Annotated in this window: 23 protein-coding genes; 14 read left to right on the top strand and 9 right to left on the bottom strand. The window is 37.7% G+C overall.

All coding sequences use genetic code 11. The annotated features are described in order from the left end of the window. Positions 1 to 126 precede the first annotated feature (126 nt). The 12 genes from WJM97_RS23120 (at position 127) to WJM97_RS23065 (ending at position 11,213) form a co-directional block, all read left to right on the top strand. The gene (locus WJM97_RS23120) at positions 127 to 741 is read left to right on the top strand and encodes a hypothetical protein (protein ID WP_353933361.1); all 615 of its coding nucleotides are present in this window, start codon (positions 127 to 129) and stop codon (positions 739 to 741) included. A gap of 223 nt (positions 742 to 964) precedes the next feature. Then, the gene (locus tag WJM97_RS23115) at positions 965 to 1,537 is read left to right on the top strand and encodes a hypothetical protein (protein WP_353933360.1); all 573 of its coding nucleotides are present in this window, start codon (positions 965 to 967) and stop codon (positions 1,535 to 1,537) included. 212 nt (positions 1,538 to 1,749) lie between these two features. Next, the gene (locus tag WJM97_RS23110) at positions 1,750 to 3,045 is read left to right on the top strand and encodes a cytochrome c peroxidase (RefSeq protein WP_353933359.1); all 1,296 of its coding nucleotides are present in this window, start codon (positions 1,750 to 1,752) and stop codon (positions 3,043 to 3,045) included. 164 nt (positions 3,046 to 3,209) lie between these two features. After that, a complete protein-coding gene (locus WJM97_RS23105; protein ID WP_353933358.1) occupies positions 3,210 to 3,392 on the top strand; it encodes a hypothetical protein in 183 nt (60 codons plus the stop codon). A gap of 45 nt (positions 3,393 to 3,437) precedes the next feature. Continuing rightward, positions 3,438 to 3,848 (top strand): hypothetical protein, encoded by a 411-nt coding sequence (locus tag WJM97_RS23100; RefSeq protein ID WP_353933357.1) that lies wholly within the window; start codon positions 3,438 to 3,440, stop codon positions 3,846 to 3,848. A gap of 227 nt (positions 3,849 to 4,075) precedes the next feature. Beyond that, entirely contained in the window at positions 4,076 to 7,057 is a 2,982-nt protein-coding gene (locus WJM97_RS23095; protein WP_353933059.1) for a DEAD/DEAH box helicase, read from the top strand. A 421-nt stretch (positions 7,058 to 7,478) separates the two neighbouring features. Further along, the gene (locus WJM97_RS23090; protein ID WP_353933058.1) at positions 7,479 to 7,838 is read left to right on the top strand and encodes a hypothetical protein; all 360 of its coding nucleotides are present in this window, start codon (positions 7,479 to 7,481) and stop codon (positions 7,836 to 7,838) included. Positions 7,839 to 7,932: 94 nt separating this feature from the next. Further along, positions 7,933 to 8,397 (top strand): ASCH domain-containing protein, encoded by a 465-nt coding sequence (locus tag WJM97_RS23085; protein ID WP_353933057.1) that lies wholly within the window; start codon positions 7,933 to 7,935, stop codon positions 8,395 to 8,397. Positions 8,398 to 8,568: 171 nt separating this feature from the next. After that, entirely contained in the window at positions 8,569 to 9,228 is a 660-nt protein-coding gene (locus WJM97_RS23080; RefSeq protein ID WP_353933356.1) for a hypothetical protein, read from the top strand. 166 nt (positions 9,229 to 9,394) lie between these two features. Continuing rightward, positions 9,395 to 10,246 (top strand): hypothetical protein, encoded by an 852-nt coding sequence (locus WJM97_RS23075; protein WP_353933355.1) that lies wholly within the window; start codon positions 9,395 to 9,397, stop codon positions 10,244 to 10,246. Further along, a complete protein-coding gene (locus WJM97_RS23070; RefSeq protein ID WP_353933354.1) occupies positions 10,246 to 10,887 on the top strand; it encodes an N-6 DNA methylase in 642 nt (213 codons plus the stop codon). Before WJM97_RS23075 ends, WJM97_RS23070 begins: the two co-directional genes overlap by 1 nt. Continuing rightward, positions 10,884 to 11,213: a XisI protein gene (locus WJM97_RS23065; RefSeq protein ID WP_353933353.1), complete on the top strand. Its 330-nt coding sequence runs from the start codon at positions 10,884 to 10,886 to the stop codon at positions 11,211 to 11,213. Before WJM97_RS23070 ends, WJM97_RS23065 begins: the two co-directional genes overlap by 4 nt. Before the next feature lie 78 nt (positions 11,214 to 11,291). Here WJM97_RS23065 and WJM97_RS23060 read toward each other — a convergent pair whose 3' ends face one another. From WJM97_RS23060 to WJM97_RS23035, 6 genes are all read right to left on the bottom strand, one after another. Beyond that, positions 11,292 to 12,620 (bottom strand): type IV secretion system DNA-binding domain-containing protein, encoded by a 1,329-nt coding sequence (locus WJM97_RS23060; protein ID WP_353933352.1) that lies wholly within the window; start codon positions 12,618 to 12,620, stop codon positions 11,292 to 11,294. Positions 12,621 to 12,698: 78 nt separating this feature from the next. Beyond that, positions 12,699 to 14,402, bottom strand: coding sequence for a group II intron reverse transcriptase/maturase (ltrA, locus tag WJM97_RS23055; protein ID WP_353933351.1), 1,704 nt, complete (start codon positions 14,400 to 14,402; stop codon positions 12,699 to 12,701). 581 nt (positions 14,403 to 14,983) lie between these two features. Then, positions 14,984 to 15,487, bottom strand: a complete 504-nt coding sequence (locus WJM97_RS23050) for a type IV secretory system conjugative DNA transfer family protein (protein WP_353933350.1) — start codon at positions 15,485 to 15,487, stop codon at positions 14,984 to 14,986. Next, positions 15,459 to 16,406: an IS630 family transposase gene (locus tag WJM97_RS23045; RefSeq protein WP_353929831.1), complete on the bottom strand. Its 948-nt coding sequence runs from the start codon at positions 16,404 to 16,406 to the stop codon at positions 15,459 to 15,461. The genes WJM97_RS23050 and WJM97_RS23045 overlap by 29 nt, the downstream gene beginning before the upstream one ends. After that, positions 16,407 to 16,565, bottom strand: coding sequence for a hypothetical protein (locus WJM97_RS23040; protein ID WP_353933349.1), 159 nt, complete (start codon positions 16,563 to 16,565; stop codon positions 16,407 to 16,409). 213 nt (positions 16,566 to 16,778) lie between these two features. Then, a complete protein-coding gene (locus tag WJM97_RS23035) occupies positions 16,779 to 17,732 on the bottom strand; it encodes a DUF4351 domain-containing protein (protein ID WP_353933348.1) in 954 nt (317 codons plus the stop codon). Positions 17,733 to 18,024: 292 nt separating this feature from the next. On the opposite strand from WJM97_RS23035, the gene WJM97_RS23030 reads away from it, so the two are divergent. Continuing rightward, entirely contained in the window at positions 18,025 to 19,110 is a 1,086-nt protein-coding gene (locus WJM97_RS23030) for a DUF5895 domain-containing protein (protein WP_353933347.1), read from the top strand. A 411-nt stretch (positions 19,111 to 19,521) separates the two neighbouring features. Continuing rightward, complete coding sequence (locus WJM97_RS23025) at positions 19,522 to 19,830, top strand: UPF0175 family protein (RefSeq protein WP_353933346.1); 309 nt, start codon at positions 19,522 to 19,524, stop codon at positions 19,828 to 19,830. Between the two features lie 83 nt (positions 19,831 to 19,913). On the opposite strand, the gene WJM97_RS23020 is transcribed toward WJM97_RS23025, so the two are convergent. The 3 genes from WJM97_RS23020 to WJM97_RS23010 all read right to left on the bottom strand — a co-directional run bounded on the left by WJM97_RS23020 (position 19,914) and on the right by WJM97_RS23010 (position 22,439). Beyond that, positions 19,914 to 20,642, bottom strand: coding sequence for a hypothetical protein (locus tag WJM97_RS23020; RefSeq protein ID WP_353933345.1), 729 nt, complete (start codon positions 20,640 to 20,642; stop codon positions 19,914 to 19,916). Positions 20,643 to 20,816: 174 nt separating this feature from the next. Further along, entirely contained in the window at positions 20,817 to 21,203 is a 387-nt protein-coding gene (locus tag WJM97_RS23015) for a hypothetical protein (protein ID WP_353933344.1), read from the bottom strand. 24 nt (positions 21,204 to 21,227) lie between these two features. Next, the gene (locus WJM97_RS23010; RefSeq protein WP_353933343.1) at positions 21,228 to 22,439 is read right to left on the bottom strand and encodes an ISAs1 family transposase; all 1,212 of its coding nucleotides are present in this window, start codon (positions 22,437 to 22,439) and stop codon (positions 21,228 to 21,230) included. Positions 22,440 to 22,524: the final 85 nt, after the last annotated feature.

Raw genomic sequence — 22,524 nt, 5'->3', positions numbered from 1 at the left:
AAAGTAATTTTCGGACTAATCCTTAAAAAGCTGTTAGCGTGGCAATTTGTTGTTAACTAATATCTGAATGCTTACGCACTGGACTTTAATTTAGATTAAAAAAACACAAGTTTGGTTTATTAAATCATGAATAACAGAAATTTAATTTACACAATATCAATCGGAATAGGAGCAGGTTTTGCTTCTGTTTGTTTTGCTCAGTTATCTGATGTTCAGAGTATCGCTAACCGAAATATATTGGTAGTGGGTTCAGTAAATAGTATTATCTCCCAACAACAAGAAAATAACCCCGCAAATAATTCTCAACCAAATTCTCAACCACAAACAACTATTAATAATGAAAGCAAATTAAGAGAAAGTATTAATCAAGTTTATCAAGCAATAGGAAAAATGCCAGAAAACGCTGCTTTAGCAATACCATTTACATCTACTAATGGAGCATCAGACATCAGTCATTTAGAAGTTGTAGGATTTATTAATACACAAGGACAACATAAAAATATCACTCCCAAAGATGTAAAAGATATGCTGGATCACAGAGTTAAAAATATGGAAATTACAGATGTTACTGCTGCATTAAATCAAAATAATAACCTTCAAAATCGCAGAGTCCCAACTTTAAACCTAATTATCCATAATCGCAAAACAAGTAAAAGATATATAGTTAAACGAGTCAATGCTAATGCGTTTTTCCGTGATACTTTTTATGCTTTCTTAAAAGGTACAGTTAGACAGATGTAAACATGACTTTAATTCATGATTGTAGAGATAATTTTATCAATTGTTTCTACTTTTTTTCTTTTCAAATCTAATTTTTCAGGGTGCAGTTTACTTATTTCCTGTTTTCTCTGAATGATTAAATCTAGCTGAATTATTTAGCTTAGATGGTTTTTAGAATATGTAAAATCTGAGTCAATTATCATTTTTGCACATTAATATTTGCTTTTTCGGAGATGTAGAAGTGATGAGAATTATAGAAATATCCAAAAAGTTTAAGCAACCAATCCAGTATTTAGGATCATTGTTGCTAATTGTAGGAATTTTCGCCACAAATTCTTTAAATGCTTTAGCAGTTAATTCTTCTAATTCTGCTGAATCTTTGTTTTTACAAGACCTAAAAAATGAACTAATCAGAAATATAGGTAATCGTACAACTTTAGCAGATTTACAAGTGAGTAATTTATCCAATAAAGAACAAGTTCCATCTCTAAAAAAACTCACAAAATTGAGTATCTATCTGAGGGATTTTGCGCGGAATCTTAGCCCTAATTTACCTGTAAAAAATACCATGATTACCACATCACAGAGAAATTACACAATTACTGACATTAAATTACCTAATGGTACTTGGAATACCCTTAATGTTGGACACACATTAAAATTAATTACTCAAGAAATGGAAATCATCAACAATTCTCAACCTCAACCAAAAATCCAAGTTTTAATTAAAAGTGATCTTGACTCTATTTATCAACCTCTGATTGATTTACCTCTCAATCAATTTTGTAACTTATTGTTAGAAAATTTTGAGTTTTAATCTAAATAAAAATAAATGGTGAGAAGACAAGATACAGCATATTTTATCTGAATAAAATACACATATTACAGGCAAGATGCCTGTACCACAAGAGTTTTATTATTCCAGCTTCTGATTTTTCTGCAATCTGCTGTAACTTTCAAACTGATTAATGGAGATGATTAACAATGAAGACGCAAAGATATTTTTTCAAAGTCGTTATAATTTTTCTGATGACTTGCATCATAAATATTTGGGATTTTAATTGTGGTATTGCCTATGCTTTAAAATCAGAATCAACAGAAGTTTTAAGTCAAGAATTAAAACAAATAATTAAAACAGCAGCACCTAATAACCAAGGATTAAATTATTTTATCCTTCCCGAATCTTCAGAACTTGATAAAATTCCTGCTGATCCCCAAAATCCCATTACACCAGCAAAGATTCAATTGGGACAATTTTTATTTCATGAAACCGCTTTAAGTATAAACCCAATTAATAAAAAACATTGGCAACAATCAAGTTGTGCAACTTGTCATCTTGCACAAGCTGGTTTTCGTCCTAATTTAGCTCAAGGTTTGGGAACAGGTGGTTTAGGATGGAATAAACAAAGACATCGAGATCCAGAAGTATCACCAACAGAAATAGATAAGCAGGATGTATTAGTTCCTTCTGTATTAAATGGTGCTTATCAAGAAGTAAAAATGTGGGATGGTCGGTTAGGTGTTGCTGGTGCTAATGCTAAAGAAGAATTAATTAAAAGTAACGATGTTAACCGTTACCAGTTACATGGTTTAGAAACTCAACCCATAGATGGTTTAGCTTTTCATAAAATGGGTTTAGCGGCGATCGCCCAAATTCCCGAATATCAAAAATTATTTGCTCAAGCTTTCCCAGATCGTCCTTATGTCGGTGTTCAAGAAGAAGATAATAAACGCGCAGCTTTGGCGATCGCAGCTTATGAACGCACATTACTTGCTAACCAAGCACCATTGCAAAAATGGCTCAAAGGTGATGAAAAAGCCATGTCTGCACAGGAAATCAAAGGAGCAAAAATTTTCTTTAGTTCTACCTGCGTACAATGTCACACCGGACCTGCTTTATCTGGTAAAGATTTTCGTGCTGTGGGTTTTGCAGACCACCCCAACGATTTTAGCGGTCTTAATCTTGGTCGCGGTGCTGTTACTAAACGACCAGAGGATGATTTTAAATTCAAAGTACCACAACTTTACAACTTAGCTGATAGTTCCCCCTATGGTCACGGTGCATCTTTCCAGACAATACGTGAAATTGTCGAGTATTTGAACAAAGCAGAACCGCAAAAATTAGAAGCCAAATACGCAGGTATTTTAAGTCCTTGGTTTAAACCCTTACATTTAAACCCAGAACAAGTAAATGATTTAACTGCTTTTTTGGAAACAGGTTTGCGTGACCCAAATCTAACTCGCTATTTACCCAAACACATTCCTAGCGGTCTATGCTTCCCCAATAATGACCCCGAATCACGAAAACAATTAGGTTGTAATTAACAAAAGCTAATTTTTAAATTTACCTATAGCAATCTATTTGAGTTGAAAACTGATAAGTCAGGAAACAGCAGTTTTCACCAATCATTTAGAAGTGCTATAGATTTTCCACTTAACATCTTCCCCCACTGGGGGATTTATGAGGGCAAAGTTCAAAAAACACCACCATGAACACGCCCAACTACAGCTTATTACTACAAAGCCTTTGGACACCACCTACCACACCCATTCTCGAAAATTCCCACACAAATAATCATCCCCCAGAACCAACAGAAATCACCGAATTTCTAGGAAAAGAAATACTCTGGCAACAAACAATTACCAACACAGATAAATATGTATTAACATAGAAAGCAGTAGCTAATTAAAACCTCAAGAATTATTGCAGAAACACAATGAATATTGAGCAGACTGTCTTAGAAATTTCAGGAATAGAAATCACCAAATCTATCTTAATAGATTTACAAAAACTCTCCTCTTGCTCTGGAGAACCAATAGCATCTGTCTATGCAGATAACCTACTGCGTACCATGCGTAATATGCGCGATAAATTACCATTTGAACCCTATACAGAAGTGGTAATGGCATTACATGATGCACTTGCATATTCTAACCGTTGGATTGACTATAATGCCAGTCAATACCAGGGAGTTTGTGAATTACTTACATCCCTAGTCAATCAAGAAACCATCAACAATTCATCAGTTGAAACAGCAATTTTAACTCTAGAAAACTTAGGCTTTGATACCCTACCATTCGGGGTAACAATTGATGAAAGCCTGGATATAGATAAAGATGACGAATAACACCAAATGGAATATAAATCTATTAGTTTAACTATTTATATTCAACCATTAATCAACCTCATTACAAACATCCTTCAGAGAGTAAAATATTTGCCAGATGATAATTTTCTAATAAATTACTATGGCATTTATCAAAAATAACTTTGTAAATTCGGAGTTTACTTCTGTCAACTTAATATCTTCCCCCAATGGGGGATTTATAAGGGCAAAGTTCAAAAAACACCACCATGAACACGCCCAACTACAGCTTATTACTACAAAGCCTGTGGACACCACCTACCACACCCATTGCCGAAAATTCCCACCCCAATCACCATCCCCCAGAACCAACAGAAATCACCGAATTTCTAGGAGAAGAAATACTCTATCAACAAACAATTCCCGCCACCGAACCCAACCTCAAAACCATCCCCAAAGACCTACCAAAACAACTAATAAAAGCCCTACAATCATTAGGAATTACCCAACTTTACTCCCATCAAATCAAAGCCTTACAAGCAATTAGAACAGGTAAAAGTTTTATCCTCACATCCCCTACAGCCAGTGGTAAAACCCTCAGCACATACCCCGGCATTCTCGAAGGTTGCATGAATCAACAACACCGAGCCTTAGCATTTTATGGACTGCGAGCTTTAGCACTAGACCAATTCCATAAAATCTCACAATTACTTTCTACCATACCTCAAAAATATCGCCCAGTCTTAGCAATGATCACAGGAGATGTCAAATCAGCAGAAAGAGAACAAATTCTTGCCAGTGAACCCCATATATTAGGTGTCACTCCCGAATTAATTCACTTCCAACTCAAACAACTTTGGAAATCACCAAATTGGGCAAACTTTTATCAACGATTACGCTACATCTTAATTGATGAAGCACACACCCTTTCCGGTAGCTATGGCGCAAACATGGCTTGGTTAATTCGCCGCATTAAACTAGCAGTAGATAAATACGGTGGTGACTCCCAAAAACTGCAATTTATCTTCCTCAGTGCTACTTGTGGTAATCCTAAACAATTAGCTTTAAAAATCTCTGGTTTAAAACCTACAAAACTCAACCCCAAACCCTTAATTTGGATTCGTAAAAGTGGCGCATCTGCACCACAAAAACAAATAATTGTCACCCAACCGAGTTACAATTTAACTGCTGACACAGCCCGAATAATTCAATTTTTACTCAATCAAAATAAATCAGGAATCGCTTTTTGTAACTCCCGGCGCAGTGTGCGAGAATTAACAGAACTGTTAAAATCAAACCAAGTTACCGCATTTTATAGTGGCATTACGTCCGAGCGTCGAGCCGAAGTAGTTAATCAACTTCAGTCTGGTATAATCAAGTGGATAATTGCCACAGAAGCCTTAGAAGCAGGAATTGATTTACCAGAATTAGAATGTTGTGTATTGCGTGGCTGGCCTGGTTCTAAAATGGCGTATCAGCAACGCAGTGGTAGAGCAGGACGTTCTCAACCAGGACTAACAGTGCTGCTTCCCAATGCTTTAAATCCCATTGACTGTTATGTGGCAGAACATCCAGAAATGCTAGTATCTGGAGAAGCTGAGGAAGTGTTTTTTAATGATGAATATCCCATCTTTGCAGCCAAACATTTGATGTGTGCAGCCGCAGAAACAGGTATTCCCACAAACAAAATTAAACACTATTTCGGTGCAGCCGCTTTTGATGTCGCCAAACTGTTATTAGCCCAAGGACATTTACACAAAGGTCGTAATGGTTTATGGGCTAAAGGTTATCCCCATAAAGATGTTAATTTTCGTGGTGGTTTATCGCAAACAACTATCAAATTAATCGCCGCAATTTCTGGGGAAGAATTAGAGGAAATATCTGAAGATATCGCTCATCGAGAAGTGCATCCCCAAGCTATTTATAAACGACAAAATGCTAAGGGACAAATGCTGACTTATCAATGTATTTCTCTAGACCTGAACAGTAAACGAGCGATTTTAAAACAAGTAACAGATAGTTCAATTTTTACAGTTGCAACTACAATATCACAAACCAGTAGTTTAACTGTGCTGACTGACCCAGTAAATTTACCATTATTGTTTTCTCCAGATAGTTTAGAAGAAAAGAAACAGGGGGAACAGGAACAGAAAATAAAGGGGAAAGTTTCGCACAAAACTGACATCCTAGTCATAGGAAAATCTGTGAAGGAGGAACAGAGAATAAAGGGGGAAATTTCGCATTCTGTACCTCTATCTGAAGTTGAAGAATGTCAAGTAGAACTTACGCGGAATAAACGTAGACCGAAGGTCGTGCCGAAGGCTACCGCAGAGATGCAGAGAAGCCAGTGCGTTGGTGAGGCAGTCCGGTCTTGGGGGTGTCCCCCAGGAGGAACTGCCGAAAGGGTTTCCCGACTTGTTAGCGAAGCTCCTCTGTTAGCGAAGCTCTCCCAAAGGGAGCAAGAGGCAGCAACTGGCGCAACGCAGAGAAATGAGGGTTTGAGAGAGATTTTGCGTAAGTCATGTCAGGAATATTTAACGCTGGAATTGAGTTTTGGGGAAGTGCAGCACATTACCAGTGGTTACAATTTAATGACGCAAATTCATGAGCAGACTTGTTTAAATAAACGCTGTCTCAATTATAAAGAACCCTTACCTCAACAACCGCGCTGTCCCCTGTGTCGTAAACTCACCCGCAAAGCTGTAATTGTCAAAACTTTATCAGAAGAAAAGTTTAAGCAACCTTTCCGTACTCAGTTTTCTGCTCCAATGGTAAAGGTAACAATTAACTCCAGTGCGCGGGAATATATCCAGCAATTTGCAAAGGAAATTAGAAGCGGTTTAACTCGCAGTAAAGAACCAATTCCTTCTGGTTATCAACAGTTGTGGGAATATTCCAGTACCTTCATTGCTATGCACAGCTTTGGACATCAAATTATGAGAGCATTACAGCTTGTAGCTACAGTTGACCCCAAACAGGTGAATTTTACTGTGGTGAAGGAGTTGGGAGACGGTAACAACTATACTGGTTATTTCTATGATACCAGTGATGGTGGCAATGGTGCGGCTGAAGCTGTGTTTAAACATCTGCCAAAACTAGCGGAGGTTGGTAGGGTAATGGCACGAGATTGTAATTGTCATACTGGCTGTGCTAAGTGTCTAATTCAACATGGTTGTCCCGATGGGAATACTGCTTTATTGAAGCAGATGGGGTTGGTGTTGTTAGATGCAGTTGCTATAGCTGAAACGTAGGTTCTTGTTCAATTTGTGAAGCACAATAAAACAAGAGATTTCACGACGGTTTCTAAGTTGAAATGTAGCTTCTTTACTTGTTAAATTTGCGAAAATACCTACCCTTAACAGGCCACTCAAAGGGTAGGATAAAAAAAGTTATCGAAACAATGGGATATAAAACCGGACTTCGTCCCGCTACGCTAACGCCTTTGAAGGCAAAAAGTTTTTGGAGCGGGGCATAAATCTCCGTTACAAAAACGGCCTTCTGCCTCCTGCCTTCGTTAACAGTTATAGCATTTCCTAGTGTAACGAATTACAACATTATCTGCGTTTATCTGCGTCCATCTGCATTCAATTATTAATGCTTGTATCTCACTCGAATAGGATTTATCATATCATAGTAAAAAGAAAACAACTAACCTTTTATTTGATGATTTTTATGAACCAGAATTTAGATGAAAAACAAGCTCGTTTTCAACTCAACAATATACCAAATCGCTTAGGACATATCGCATCTAATTTAGCACGGATTAAGTCTTTTTCCCAAGTTGCTTATAAAGAAGCGGTGAAAAGCGTAATTTCCGAAATAAAGTTGTTTATTGAGTGGACAGCAGCAGAAATAGAACCTATTCAAACTGAAGAATTAGTAAATATTCAAGTTCAACTAGCGATGTGGGAATTAACTTGGAATGATATTGGGGAGGATGAAAAATTGCGTGCTGAAGTTGCAGAACAATCTGGTATTTGGTCTAAACAAGTTTTAGATATGTCAGGCTTGCTATCTGAATCTATGGTATAGTAATGAACTCAAAAAAAAGGTTTTATCTCAATTAAATGTACAAGAGATTAAAACCTGAATGAGAATTTACAAAATATCTAAGATGTTATCGCTCATGAATAATCAAATAATAGAAAATTATTGGCAAGCTTATTTAGCCACACTTCCAAATAATTCACAAGCTGACAATAAATATGATATAAGTCAATTTGGTGACAATTCTTGTTTAGCAAATCAACTCAGTGATTTAGTTGTCAAAGGAATCAAAACTGCAACTTGTTCAGCTTTATGGGAATGGGAAGCAGAAGGAAGCACACTTCCTAAAGTGGGATTAAAAGCAATTGTAATTGATGGTAATGAACAACCAATTTGTATTATTGAAATCACCGAAGTAAGCATTAAACCGTATATTGAGGTTGATGCCCAGTTTGCTTATGATGAAGGTGAAGGCGATGGCTCACTGGAGTTTTGGAGACAAGAACACTGGAACTATTTTTCCCGTGTTTTACCCAAAATAGGTAAACAACCAACACCGGAAATGCTATTGGTATGTGAACGGTTTCGTGTGGTATATAAATAGGATTTTGTATTTCACATTCTGCATAATGGAAAATCTTTCTCGTAGAGAATTAAAAAGGATTTAAGAAGATATTGAGATGTCAACTTTTAGATATCTATTTAAACAGGATAAATCAAAATAATTAATTGGCAGCGTAACGCTGCTGGGGAGAGATGTAATTTTCTCCCAACTATGTCAATAATTAACCTTGCTGATATTCAACAAATTAACAAAACACAGCAACAACTTCTATTTCCTAAACAAAAACACAATCAAAATCACTCTGCCTTTGATTCTATCATAGCAGATAACTTTCAACTTGTGATGAAACAATTGTTTTTACAACTTCCTGTACAACCTTTATTAAATGCAAATCCTCAAATTGCTCAATTAGTTAATCAAGTACAAGAACTTGCACCCGAACTTTTTCACCCACGCAAGAAATTATTAGTTGATACTCCTGTCATTGCACCTTTGACAGTAAATAATGAAAATTACTTTATTCAAATCATCACAAATATAGCATTTAAACGGGGTAGTCCCAGAATTTATGAATGGGCGCTGCGTTATCCTAAATTAAGCTGGCAAGACCGAGTAAAGTTGTGGACTACAACTGTTCAATATTCAGTTGCCCCTAACCAAATACAACTTGTAATTGTAGCAGTAGACCCGATAAAACCAGCCCAAAGGTTAGATATAAACTGGAATCAAAAATTGCATCAACAAACTGAAAAATGGTTAATCAAATTACTAAGTCAAACTCAAGATAATAATTTAATATCAAATCAAGTGAATAAGGAAATAACATTATCAATGATGAATTTAAACAACATTCCTGAAGTCAGAATTTAAGAGGCTAATGCCTCTCTCATTGGCAAATATAACATTCAAAAATGTACAATTGACAATTACCTATCCTTACCTGGAAGTTAGAGGATGTTTTCTCAGCTTGAAAGAAGAGGTTTAAAATCTTGAATGAAATAGTTGTCAATTGTCAATTATCAATTGATAAAAGCCAATGAAACCCAAATCTTCTGAACATGGATGGCTACTACCAGAACTACTTAAATTAGACGATGAATATCAAGGTAGATGGGAACAATGGCGTTGGACGATGGAAACAGGGGAAATACCTAAAGATATTCCACAAACAGAGTTTTTAGATTTAGGAAATACCCAAACTTTGCAGATGGTAAAAAACTGTTTGCAAGCTATTCCTCAAGGAAGTTGGGGTAGTCATTCTCGATTTATTCCCTATTTCACAGATTACTTACTTTATGCTTTAGGACATCCCAGCATTACTACAAATCCTCCAGAACCAGAAGGATGCAATGGTGCAGAAAATCGCTTTATTAAGGCATTAGAATTAAAGCTTTTAATCACCTGTCCATTTGATTATTTAGGACATTTATTAGCTACTGAAGGTTACGGAAAATCAAAAGCTAAATTCTATCCTACCCCAATTTGGACAGCTAAAGCAATGGCTGTTACAGCCGTTTCTAGTGCTACTGCTGCACCTCCTTTTCATGTTTATGAACCAGCTATGGGTACAGGAAGATTAGCTTTGAAAATGTCTAACTATGGTGTTAGTTTAACAGGGTGGGAATGGGATGCACTGCTGGTAAAGATAGCGAGTTTAAACTTTATGCTTTATGCTCCCTATTTTGCATTACCTATTCCTAGTTTGGGTGGGGATTTAGTTATTGGTAATACCCTAACTGGTAAAGGTATTTCTTTTATCCGACCAAGTTTGAATTATGAAATTACCTCATCAACACCTCAGCATCCACTATCTAATAGTTTGGTGATTAATGGTATCAAATACGAAAATAATCATACAGGAAATCAGTTGCAAGGGAGTTTATTTTGATGAAATTTGAAATTAATGATTGGAAACAATTATTTCTAATCTCTGCTAGTCATTCCCCTCTACCAATTTCTTTACCTACTATAGCACTTGCTAATCCTCCTTATTGCCAAATTAATTCTGCTACTAATAAGGAACTATCTCGATTTGAAATGGCGTACAAATGGAAAGAACAAGAAAATGGCAGTTACGTTATTACATCGAAATTGAGAAACAAAATAGAGCAAGAATGCTTGTTTGTAGAACAATGTTTAAAACAAGTACAACCTGGTGAAATAGTCTGTGTTTTACTACCTAATGGCATTCTTTCTTCATCTCAACAAGCATATTTTCGTAGATGGTTATTAGAGGAAATGGCTGTGTTAATTGCTTCTATTCAGTTACCTTCTGAAAACTTTCAAGTAGAATGTGAATTAGGAATTGTCACTAGCTTTTTGATTCTCAAACGGAAAGGTGGTAATTTATCAGTAGCAGAGGATTATCCTATCTTTATGGCAGTTGCAGATAAAATTGGTTTTGATAGTCGTGGTCGTCGGTTGTTTCGTCCTATAACTAAGGAACAAGAAAACCGAGAAATTGATAACGATTTACCGATAATTATAGAGGAATTTAAACAGTTTATCAAAGAGGAGATAATCCCATGAAAAAACTAGATAAATATCGTCAAATCATCCGGGAATTGTTAACCGCCCATGCTACCCCAAATGATTCAAATATTGAATGTCAACTCATTTTTGATTCAGAACATGATCATTATCAACTTCTAGATGTTGGTTGGCAGGACTTAAATCGCATTTATTCCTGTTACATTCATTTAGATATTAAAGATAACAAAATCTGGATTCAACACAATATGACGGAAGCTGATATTGCTCAAGAGTTGGTGGAAAGAGGAGTTCCAGCTACAGATATTGTTTTAGGTTTACATCCCCCATACAAACGTCCTTACACCAAATATGGAGTTGCTTGATTAAAGTTGATAAAATAGGCACAGTATCCTATAGTTTTGTAAAAGTCCTATAGCTTTGTAAAATCCACCAACTTTCTATCATTGTAACCCTGGAGTTTGATAAACTCGTGGTACAAAATTCTCCAAAACATCAGGTTCTTGATGATTGTTAGACTCCTGTACTGTCGCCACATCTTCCTCTGGTAATGGCAACATCCTTCCTGCTTCCTCAATGCGGTCATACAATGCCTGTGTCAACATTTTAATATCAGGAATTGTCACCTGACTTTCTAAAGCCAGTCTAACTTGTGTTTCCCACAGACCCTCACTTTCTTTAGCTCGTTTTTCATCTGTTTTCGACACAGGAATAATTAAAGGATAAGGAATAGATGCTTGTCCCCCTGAACCGTAACCAGGACTGGTAATTACACATTTACCTTGGGGAAATTTGAGAATTTCATCGGCACTGATAACAGGCATTTTTTGTAAATTCTCACTCCAGCTAATTGAACGGCTCATTTGTCCACCAAGAGTTCGCCCTGTGGTACGATTTTTAATTAATACTTCCTTTTCACCATAGCGTTTTGAGTAATCCTCTGCCGTTTTGTAGTTACCAGGATTGAATAAAACATGGGTACTGCAAGCTGAAGCAATGGCACTCCCCATTTTATCCCCATAAATATCATAAAGCTGCTCTAAACTTTGAATACCCAAGATAAAACAAGCCCCATTAGAACGATATTCATTAATCCATTGTGGTAGCCTATCCAGTTTAATTGATGGTAATTCATCCAAAGAAATAATCAACGGGTCTTTCCGGGGACGGCTTAAATTACCGACAATCATTAAGTGCATTGCAGCTGCTAACAGGGGACCGACCACACTGCGGCGTTCATCATCCAGCTTAAACACTACCATTTCTCTACCTTCTAGCTGGGTAGGAATATCCGATTTACCGATGAATGCCCGCAGTAAATCAGCTTGAATAAAAGATGAGAAAGTACCTGCGGCGGTGGTTAAAATCCCGGAAACAGTCTTTTCTGCGTCCTTAGCACTCAAAAATTGAATAAATGAAGTTGCTACCCATTCATCTAAGCGTTTAGACTGTACCGCATGATCAAGACGTTGTACCAATTTTGGCAACCGCAACACTGCATACAACATCGCCATATCTGGGTAAGGTGAACCCTTGACTAACTGTAATAATGCTTTTGCTAACAAGTCACCGGCTTTAGCAAAAAATTCGTCGCTTTTACCACCACTAGCAGCATTGCGGTTAATGACTTGACCAATTTCCCCAGCCATCACCCCATCGCGTGCATCACGCATATAATCAAGGGGATTGATAACGCCGCTAAACGCTTCACCGGGGGCAAATACTCGCACTTTATAACCATACCTTGCAGCTAAAGGTGCGTGGAGTCGCATTTGGTTACCTAAGCACAAACGTCACCATTTGTACTCGGCTTCAAAACCGGACGTAAACCTTTCGATTTATCCGGCTCCTCAGTGATTTGGTGCTTTGTCATGCACACCACCAGCCGCTGCATCCAGGGCTGTTTTAACATCGTGGCAATGACGGTGTAGTAGTTGAAGATTTCGATACTCATCCTTACCGCCTTGTGAGCGTGGGATTTTGTGGTCGATTTCCATCACATCTCCGTCTCTGAAAAATAACTCGCAGTGGGCGCATTTTCCCTTTTGTCTCTTCAAGAGCATAGAAACTCTATGAGGAGCTTCGGGATGTTTTCCCATTCGTGTACTCCAGTAAATGAAGTCGCCATTAAACGGACTCGCATCGCCTTTGACTTTAATATGTCGGACGATGGGAGTTGCGTTGTGTTTACGCAGTATCTGAGGATTTTTGTCCTCTAATTGCGTGGCGAACACCCATTGATCCCCGCCTATCGTTTGCCAGTATTTCCGTGAGATCCATTCCCAGGATTTATCAGCATGGCGGTGTCTTGCCCAAGCGACTAACTTTTGGAAAATGAGGTAGTCCTGATGTGAAAAGGCTTCCTTACTAACCACTGTTGAGTAGTAGTTTGACCAACCCGATATCACAGGATTGAGCAGCTTAATCAGCGTTGCTTGGTTTGCACCTTTATGCGCTTCGATGATTTCCGCTATTGCCTCATAGTGTTCCTTTTGTTTCGCTTTGCTTGGGGTGATGATTGTCTTAAAGCCAAGCGGTTTACCGTAAGTATTCTTGCCCGTGTGGTGTTGACCCACAGGAAAGTGTCTGACGTTGAAGCCGAGGAAGTCAAACCCCGGTTGTTCGTTCCCATGTTCATTCAGCGTATGAGCTAAACGAGTCTTGCTTGGTTTCAGTGTCAAACCCATGTCTTTTAACCAATCGGCAATAATCTCTTGACATTTTTGGACGGTGCTTAAATCTTCGTGAAGAATCACAAAGTCGTCTGCGTATCGAATCAAAATTGCCTTTTTGAAGGTTTGCTTAATCCGATTTTCCATCCCGTGAAGCGCAACATTTGCCAACAGTGGCGACAGAATTCCACCCTGCGGTGTGCCTTCCTCCGTTGGAAATAGCGTTTTGCCATCCATCACTCCCGCCTTGAGCCATGCTTTAATTTGACGGCGGACACTTGGGAATGTGTGTAGCTTTTCTAGGAGTGCCTTGTGGTCGATTTGGTCAAAACATTTCGCTATATCGGCATCCAGCACATATTTGGCTTTGTACCGAATTGCATTGAAAATTGCTTCGACCGCATCATGACATGAGCGTCCCGGACGGAATCCAAATGAGTTGACCTCGAAACGGGCTTCCCATTCAGGTTCCAACGCTAGTTTAACTAGGGCTTGCTTTGCTCGCTCTTTAATCGTCGGAATGCCCAAAGGTCGCTTTTCCTGTGTTCCCGGTTTGGGTATCCAAACTCGGCGGGTGGGTGCTGCCTTTTTACCAAGTTTAAGTTGGCTAATCAAGGAGAGCCGTTGTTGAGGTGTGAGGGATTTAACTCCGTCTACCCCAGCGGTCTTTTTCCCTTGATTATCTTGGGTCACTCGTCGGACGGCAAGACATTTTGCTGACCAGGACTTCATCAGTGTTTTCTGGAGTCTGCGAACTGCTTTTACATCACCACGTTGTGAGGCTTTGAATATACGCTTTTGCAGCTTAAACACTCGACGTTCCAGCTTGCGCCAGTTAATCGATTGCCATTCCACCGTAGTCTTGAAACTCGTTTTAGACATATTGACTGCTACTTGTGTCTATTCATTCCAAATCACCGTGAGTCTGTCAGCCTATCCTGGGCATTACCCCAGGCATTCGCTTCTGACTCAATCCTTCCCCCGCCTATCATGCGGTTGGAACCTTCTCAGATATTCGACCTTCTGAGAGATAAACGGGGGTTACTTCGTTCCTGATAGCCATTGATTGAACCTTTAGAGTGATGCTCTCCACCGGGTTTAATGGAAGTGCTTACTGGTCACGGCGACACTTGCCAGTTCCGTATCCTTTGCCTTTTGGCTCCAGCGTAGTCAGCCTAGTTTCGCTGGTTCAAGATAACGATGGTTAAACGCATCTTCGCTTTTGCTACTCATGGGTTCCTGCTAACGGGATTTCCGGCTAGGCTGCTGGATTACCGTCTTTCGCCCCGCTTCACAGATTGATGTCCAGTCTCTACTGTGGGGGTCGTGCTTTCACCGCTGCACCTGCGGGGTAGGACTTGCCGAATGCCATAATTAATTTATCGGCTCACCTACATGGCTATCAAGTTGTCAAGGTTCAGACCTTGCGGCTAATCCTCCAAACCCTTAATAGGGATTGGTTTCTAGCCAACGAATCGCACGTCGCCTTTTTTGTCGTAAAGTATAATTGGAAACCCTTGCTGCATGGCACTTTCTAGCATCCGGTCAATGGTTGAGTAAGTTTTCCCAGAACCCGGCGCACCTATTACCAGTGTTCCCCGTTCAGCATGAGGAAACCAAACTGTAGGTGCTGCACCTAGCAGAGTTTGGAGGTTAGCCATTAAACCCCGCCACTTACCTTTTGCCCAGTAACGGGGTGTACCAGACCAGAGAGTAACTTTATTGTGCTTGTGTTCTTTGATTTGCTTGAGTGCGAGGTTAGTGGCTGCTAGTTTTTCACTGATACCGCAGACTTTACCAGTGGTGATTTTGCCTTTACCAGTACCACTGATTTGTAGGAGAATTAGGACTACCAGTAGTCCACCTATCATTGTCCAGCCTTGGGGGTTGTTGTATTGTTGCAGGAATTTACTGAAGTCAATACAGCACTTCCGGCTGTTATGAGGTACAGTAGCAGCAACTAGCAAACCAGTTTCTTAAATGTTGAGGATTTATTAAGTCGAGTGCAACTGAGATTAGCTTATCAACCATTTCTGTTGTGGTTGGAGTAAAGCTACGTAAGAAAGATTTGAGTTGTGACCACCATAATTCAATTGGATTAAAATCAGGAGAGTATGAGGATAAACAAAGAACTGAAGCACCAACAGCTTCAATCATTGACACAATTGAATCTCGTTTATGTGCGGATAAATTATCCATTACTACTACTGCTCCCGACCATAACTGTGGCACTAAAAACTTTTCAACAAATACTTCAAAAGCGTTGCCATCCATTGAATCATTCATTGTCATTAATGCAACTACTTTTTTAATACTAATAGCTCCAATTACTGTAACCTTTGAGCCTCGATAAAAGGGTTTGACAGAGTAAGCTCTTGCTCCTAGTTGTGAGCGGGCATGAGTCCTCGTTAAGCCAAGTAGGATACCAGTTTCGTCCAGAAATACTAAATTTTCTGGCTCTATATTTTTGACCTGATCCCAATAATCTAATCTTAAATTCAGAACTCTTTCTGTTCCTGCTTGGGTACTCCGCGTTGTTTTTTTTTTACGATTTAATCCTAATTTCTGTAATGCAGAACACATTGCACTTCGACCTACCCAATTACCAGTTTTATCTGCAAATAATTCACACAATTCTATCAATGTTGCATCCGAATTTGCTTCAACCAATTCTCTTAAATCTATGTCCGCATTTGTCAGATGACTAAATTGTGGTTTTCCTCGCTTCTTGGGTTGTAAATCTCCATCAATTTTTTGTTGTTTTACCAGCTTTTGTACTAAACTTTTTGACACAGAAAATATATTAGCTACTTTCCTGATTGATATGTTTTTTTGAATATGCGCAGCAACTATTTTTTCTCGAAGATCCACAGAGTATGATTTCATTTAAAAGCATTTGTATTTTAATCTAGTGTACCTCATTACAGCCGGAAGTGCTGTAATGAGTTGTTGTTCTCGTTGTATTCCCTGTTGTATTCCCTGTTGTATTCCTTTTTGTTCACCCCGTTCCATTGCAAGTTCTTCTGTGGGACTAATGAATGGCATTTTCTTTTCCTCCTCCCAATGTTTGATTTTAGTTACTAATCCGGGGCATAGCAACGATTCAAGAAAAATTTCGCCATATTGCTTGAAATACTTGTCCAGAGGTGATTCCACTGATTCTAGAATTCCTCTCATTTTACATTAGGCATCCCCCGTCCCTACTGAGAATTAATATTACCCCACAGTAGTTCATGAAAAGTGGGGTTTTTACTTAATCTAAGACTCTGGTTTATTTTGTAACCATTGTTCTAAATCAGTGACAGTGGAGAAATCCAGGAGTGCTTCACCTAGTGATTCTAATTGGTCAATTGTTAGGGTGCGAATTGTATCAATTAATGATGATTCAATTTCGCCAAATCGCCGATTTAGTTGTCGGAGAATTAGTTGTTGTTCTCCTTTTAATTCACCCCGTTCCATTGCTAGTTCTTCTGTGGGACTAATGAATGGCATTTTCTTTTCCTCCTCTAAATGTTTGATTTTAGTTACTAATCCTCGTTGCAATTCTTTGGGTAATGTCATCATTTTATCAATGATTTTGAATAGTTTAACAATTTGTTCTCTTGTTAAACCCCGCTCATAAAGTCCGCGAATTAATGTCCATTTCCATTGTTCCCGTTCTGATAAATTACCAGTGGTTGCTTTGGTTTTTAAATGTGCCATTACTATGATAGCAAAGGGATTATTGCTGGCTTCTAATTCAGTCCACCGTGATTCATAGTCTAGGAGTTTGGCAATGGGGAACTTCAAACTTAATTCGCAATCCAACATAGCTTGATGATAACTGTTTGGTCGCCAAGTGGAACTTGTGTCTCCTAAAATTGCTAAACCCACGACAAATTGATGGTAAAGATCAAAGGCACGGTAATTATAAATGTACATCCGTTGTGCAAAATTCGCGTCATAATGACTTTGGACTTCAATATGAATTAAAATCCATATCTGTTGTTTGTCCAATAGCCACACTTTGTAAAGTTTATCTGCAATTCTTGTTTCTGTTTCTGATAACCCAGTAATTTCTTGCAGTTCTTTATCAAGTGATTCAGGTTTTTGTGTCCAATCAATTGCTTCATAAATAGAAGGAAAGAAGAATGATAGAAAACTATCAAAATAGTTGTTTAATGCTTCTTTCCAGGATTCATCGTAATTCGCAGTAATTTCATTTTTGTTCATAAACCGCTATACTAAGAATAGTTATTGCAATCTCAGTTTCTCTACTTTAATTTGTTGGTTCTACTTAATATTTTAACATTAAATAGTGAGGTTGTAAGAAATATTATATGTTTAAAATAAATCCATCATAATCTATGATTTTAAGCATAACCTTGTCGTTGTTATTTTTAACCATCACCTTGCCGTTGCAACAATCTCAAACTCGAAATTACAAGTTCGCAAATAATGATAATTAATAACCAAATTTTGAGGCTAACGCCTCATGCTTTGGACAATCATATTATACAGTTCAATGGTTAAATCAAGAGCTACAAACAACTCTCATCGCCCTAATCAATCTAGCACCAAAACCACTGCTTCTCAACCTAAAACTTCAAAAGCCAAACCAAATGACACGGATGCTTATGACTTTGAAGGAGAAGAATTTGAAATAGACCCAGAACTATTTGATGATAATTATAACCAAGTTCGTAAACCACTTCTTCCCTATGGCATTGTTGTTAACGATAAACCTGCTGGACTTTTGATTCCAGAAGACCAATTAGAAAAAGCTGGTTGGATAGAAATGCCAACAGAAGATGACTTAACTACTGTTACTTTAACTGAAGATGTTACCGGATTATTAATTACTGAAGGTCGGTTACTGGTTTTAGGTTTTGCACCAGAATATATCCGCTATAAATCAGACGTGGAAGATGTGGGTGGTTCGTTGGTTGGTCTTTATGATGACTACAGAAATAGTCTGGATAAAAGAACAATGGATGTCTGTTCAGAACACGCAATTATGTTTCTGAATGACAAAAACAAACCATTACATACTACTCCTGTTGTAGTCCGATTCAAGAATGTAGCTCTCTGGAGTTTTAAATCAGTGCGTGAGGAGTTTTATCGTTCATTAGAGAAAACCTTTGCTGATTATTTCCAAGTGCAATTTAGCGGTAAAAGCGATAAATGGCGCAGTTTAGGTGTACTGGAAGTTGAGTTTAAAGCACTTAAAGAAGGTGAAGGTAAGAATAAACATAATTGCTGTAAAACAGTAGCTTATACTAAACCTACAGTTGATAATTTCCCCCAACTGTATTTAGGTAAACCCGCAGCTAAAAGTTTAGTTTGGCAACAACATGATGCGATTGCAGGTTTTAATGAACCACAATCTCTACCTGCTTTACCAGGAGAATCAACTTCTGTTGAGGTGGAAGTGCTACCACCAAACAAGAATAAAAGCAAAACTCAAACTGTCCGTAAATCTAAAACTGCAACTAAACCACCCCGGAAAATTCAAGTGGTTGAGGAGGATGATGATTTCCTGGATGACGATGATGATTTAGAAAACGAGTTGGACGATGATGATCTCGTTTTTGAAGATGATGATGAGTAGTTTAATGCTATTGAATCATCTGTTTTGAATAGAAAATCTACTGTAGTCAAAAACTATGGTAGATTTCTCTGACTAGAAAAGCCAGACCTTATTTTTCTTTACAGTCATTTTGAGGTAAATAGACAAAATATAGCAATTCCCATTCAAGTGAGAAGCCGTAATAATTAAACACAGATGGACGCAGATAAACGCAGATAATTTTGTACTTAATTAGACTAGAAAATGCTATATTTAGTAAATAGTGTTATTTCCTTGCTTGAATTTACGTTGGGAATTATAGTAGTATAGCAATAGATAAAATTGTTAGGACATTTTTCTATTTATTATCTGTACCCTGTTCTCTTTGAATTCAAATACAATGTCCTAACTGATATATCTGTTTAATCCTGATGAGAGGGAAAAAATATAATTATGCAAATCACTATCGAGATTCCTGAAGATATTGGCAACCAACTACAACAGAACTGGCAAGACTTACCCCAAAAAATCCTAGAAACTTTAGCAATAGAAGCTTATCGAAATGGTATCATGACTGCTGAACAAATTCAACAGGTACTAAAATTTGATTCACTTTCAAAAACTCAAAAGTTTTTAAACCAATCTCAGGTTTCTCTAAATTATAACCAAGACAATCTAGGACAAGCTCAACAAACAAAGATGTTAGCTGATGATATTAAGGAACTTCAGCAAATCTGTATTGAAGAAAATTATTCCTTATAAATTCCCTCAAGACCGTCCAAAAATGTAGTTTAATGATACTACTAGCTAAAGTAATGGATGTGGTTTATTGAATAATAAAACTGTTATTTGGGTGAATTATTTATAGTAGCTAAAAGTTGACTATCTGCAACTTGATAACGATTACCATTAAAACAGTAATTTAATTGCCGTAACTGCTGTTTTTCTGTTTGTAATACCTTAATACAAGGTAAAGATTGATTCCTGGTTTCTCCTACGGCTAATAATTGCTTTCCTGGTGGTAAACTTGGATTTAGATAACTCAAAAATACCTGTGTAATTGGTTGATTTTGTTTAAACCAATAACCAGCATACAGACAACCCAAAGCACCACAAACTTCTGGAGTATTAAAATTAAAAAGTCTGAAATTCCCATCTTTTACTGAAACATCCCAAACCAGTATATTTTCAACAGCAGCTTTGGTATTTAATTCTGTATTATCTCTAATCACTTGTTCTAAAACAGAAGTAGAAACAACATCAGCAGCTTTTTTCCAATTCACAGTTGCAGCATTCAAACTACACCCAACTAAGCTCAAAATCATAGAAAGCAGCAAAAAGATACTAAAACCAATGCGAAACCAATGCACTCCATAACGTATTCTCATAGGAGGTTCTGGTAATTGATATGCTGTTGTTTTCAGTGGTGTAGACTGAGTAAAAGAAGCTGATAAAGAAACATCTTCTTTTTCTGCTATTGCTTGCTCAAATCTCTTTTCTGAATGCAAATTATTATCAGGTATTTGCTTTATATTTGGTTCTGAAGATATAGATTTGCTAGATAAATTAGTCATAAAAACTACCTCACTCAGTGCAAAATTATCGTAAGTATTCAGCCATCAGTAATCAGTTTATAAATATAGATAGAAAGGTTTGTTATAAACTCATAAAAACCATTCCAAAAGTGTTGATTGATGAGAGAAATAAATAAAATCCAGAGTATTTGTGTTGATCTAATTACCAATACTTTAATTGTCATGATTGTCATTCATGTATCTAGAAGTTAAACTAGGAATACAAGTCAAAGTTCCATTATCGCTGTTATTATTGCTATACAAAGCTAAAACAGTTCTGCCATAATCTTGAAGACTAAGACGACCAAAAGCATCGGAACTATTTGCATCAACTTTGCTATTATCACCACCAAAATGCTTTTGTGCTACTCGTTCAATCAACCGTTCACCAGTAAATAATTGTCCAGTAATAGGGTCAATTTCACCTTGAGTTACTTGAATTTTATTAGCAATATCAGCCATAAATGCCTTATCCTGATCCGCAGGAGGAAAAAACTCAAATAGTTCAGCTTCAGTGGGTTGATAACCTTGTCTTACCTGATCAGGGTTAGCGCATCTCAAAACCTATTGACAAGAGGATTCTACTCAAGGAGAATAGTTTGCTATGGATGCGGCTAACACAGAAACCATGTATTGATCATTCATCGCAGCTCGTCTTGATTTTTGTCGAATACTACGACGAAAAGTTGGTTCTCGGTCTAAGGCATTGAGGGCAATGCGACGTAATAAAGCAAAGTTTTGTGGACTGTGCATAGAACGAATTCGAGATTCATCTTCATGGAAAGTGACATCTAATGTCCAATGAACAGAGTTTTCAATCCCCCAATGCTGTCGAATTGCACTACCAATTTTGTTAGCATCACTATCAAGACTAGTGATATAAAATTGCACCTCATGGGTAGTTTTATTCCAATGCTGAATCTTACGAACTACCATGACTACTGTTGTTAATCCTGCCCATTGGTTTTGTTCATAAAGAGCTGGTAATTCTAAAATTGGAACAGTATAAACTGTGCGATTTTCAATGCGATGATGTCCTTTTTCGACTCGTTGACTAATACTGACATCAACACCTTTAAAGTCTAATGATTGTGCTGTTTCAAACCAATTTTTTACTTGTTGATGTAGGGTGGGATGATTATCTTTCAAGCTTAAAATATAATCAGCATTTCCAGCTATGATTTGTTCGGCAATTGATTTCTGTGTACCCATCGCATCAATAGTAATAATGCAGCCAGATAAGTCCAGAGTTTCTAACAGTGCTGGAATTGCGGTGATTTCATTCGATTTACAATTGACCTTTGTTTGCCCTAAAATCAACCTATTTTCGCAAGCCCAGGCACTCACTGTATGCAAGGCTTTCAGTTTCGATTCTCGGTCATATGAGCCTCGATGAGTTTTACCATCTATAGCAACTACTTCTACACCCAATTTCTCCACTAATGATTGCACCCAATTGCGAAAACATTGCTCAAATTCTTTGGGGTTTATTTTCTCAAATACTCTTCTGAATGTATCTGGACTGGGTATTCCTTCTGGTAGTTCTAAAAATGTTTCTAACCACTCTTTTTTACTTAGTCCATACTCTTCAATATCTTCCCAGCCTTCTGCGCCCGCTATGACTGCCAACAAGGAAATAGTGATAATATCCGTGAGTAAATGCCATCGAGTCCTTTCCACTCTAGGGTCTTTTATTCCTGTAAAGTGTTGCAGAAAGTTGCTGGTAATCTCTTTACTGTCTACACTGGGTGTAACAGATTTTCTGGTTTTGCACTTCTTCTTAAATCCTATTGACATTACTTAGATACAATGGCTAGATGGGTTATCTTTTAACCTACCTTGAGTTGTGTCACTTGAACATCCTCCCACATATCTAATAAAT

The sequence above is a fragment of the Okeanomitos corallinicola TIOX110 genome (assembly GCF_038050375.1).
Lineage (GTDB): Bacteria > Cyanobacteriota > Cyanobacteriia > Cyanobacteriales > Nostocaceae > Okeanomitos > Okeanomitos corallinicola.
Note: the sequence above shows the minus strand (reverse complement) of the source record. Positions and strands in the feature narration are given on the sequence as shown.

What these genes read in the sequence shown, in the direction of transcription:
- WJM97_RS23075 (WP_353933355.1), top strand. Translation starts at nt 9,395, where the DNA reads ATGAAACCCAAATCTTCTGAACATGGATGGCTACTACCAGAACTACTT.
- WJM97_RS23085 (WP_353933057.1), top strand. Translation starts at nt 7,933, where the DNA reads ATGAATAATCAAATAATAGAAAATTATTGGCAAGCTTATTTAGCCACA.
- WJM97_RS23095 (WP_353933059.1), top strand. Translation starts at nt 4,076, where the DNA reads ATGAACACGCCCAACTACAGCTTATTACTACAAAGCCTGTGGACACCA.
- WJM97_RS23025 (WP_353933346.1), top strand. Translation starts at nt 19,522, where the DNA reads ATGCAAATCACTATCGAGATTCCTGAAGATATTGGCAACCAACTACAA.
- WJM97_RS23110 (WP_353933359.1), top strand. Translation starts at nt 1,750, where the DNA reads ATGACTTGCATCATAAATATTTGGGATTTTAATTGTGGTATTGCCTAT.
- WJM97_RS23040 (WP_353933349.1), bottom strand. Translation starts at nt 16,565, where the DNA reads ATGCCATTCATTAGTCCCACAGAAGAACTTGCAATGGAACGGGGTGAA.
- WJM97_RS23065 (WP_353933353.1), top strand. Translation starts at nt 10,884, where the DNA reads ATGAAAAAACTAGATAAATATCGTCAAATCATCCGGGAATTGTTAACC.
- WJM97_RS23105 (WP_353933358.1), top strand. Translation starts at nt 3,210, where the DNA reads ATGAACACGCCCAACTACAGCTTATTACTACAAAGCCTTTGGACACCA.
- WJM97_RS23090 (WP_353933058.1), top strand. Translation starts at nt 7,479, where the DNA reads ATGAACCAGAATTTAGATGAAAAACAAGCTCGTTTTCAACTCAACAAT.
- WJM97_RS23010 (WP_353933343.1), bottom strand. Translation starts at nt 22,439, where the DNA reads ATGTCAATAGGATTTAAGAAGAAGTGCAAAACCAGAAAATCTGTTACA.
- WJM97_RS23115 (WP_353933360.1), top strand. Translation starts at nt 965, where the DNA reads ATGAGAATTATAGAAATATCCAAAAAGTTTAAGCAACCAATCCAGTAT.
- WJM97_RS23120 (WP_353933361.1), top strand. Translation starts at nt 127, where the DNA reads ATGAATAACAGAAATTTAATTTACACAATATCAATCGGAATAGGAGCA.
- WJM97_RS23035 (WP_353933348.1), bottom strand. Translation starts at nt 17,732, where the DNA reads ATGAACAAAAATGAAATTACTGCGAATTACGATGAATCCTGGAAAGAA.
- WJM97_RS23020 (WP_353933345.1), bottom strand. Translation starts at nt 20,642, where the DNA reads ATGACTAATTTATCTAGCAAATCTATATCTTCAGAACCAAATATAAAG.
- WJM97_RS23045 (WP_353929831.1), bottom strand. Translation starts at nt 16,406, where the DNA reads ATGAAATCATACTCTGTGGATCTTCGAGAAAAAATAGTTGCTGCGCAT.
- WJM97_RS23060 (WP_353933352.1), bottom strand. Translation starts at nt 12,620, where the DNA reads ATGCGACTCCACGCACCTTTAGCTGCAAGGTATGGTTATAAAGTGCGA.
- WJM97_RS23030 (WP_353933347.1), top strand. Translation starts at nt 18,025, where the DNA reads ATGGTTAAATCAAGAGCTACAAACAACTCTCATCGCCCTAATCAATCT.
- WJM97_RS23100 (WP_353933357.1), top strand. Translation starts at nt 3,438, where the DNA reads ATGAATATTGAGCAGACTGTCTTAGAAATTTCAGGAATAGAAATCACC.
- WJM97_RS23070 (WP_353933354.1), top strand. Translation starts at nt 10,246, where the DNA reads ATGAAATTTGAAATTAATGATTGGAAACAATTATTTCTAATCTCTGCT.
- ltrA (WP_353933351.1), bottom strand. Translation starts at nt 14,402, where the DNA reads ATGTCTAAAACGAGTTTCAAGACTACGGTGGAATGGCAATCGATTAAC.
- WJM97_RS23080 (WP_353933356.1), top strand. Translation starts at nt 8,569, where the DNA reads ATGTCAATAATTAACCTTGCTGATATTCAACAAATTAACAAAACACAG.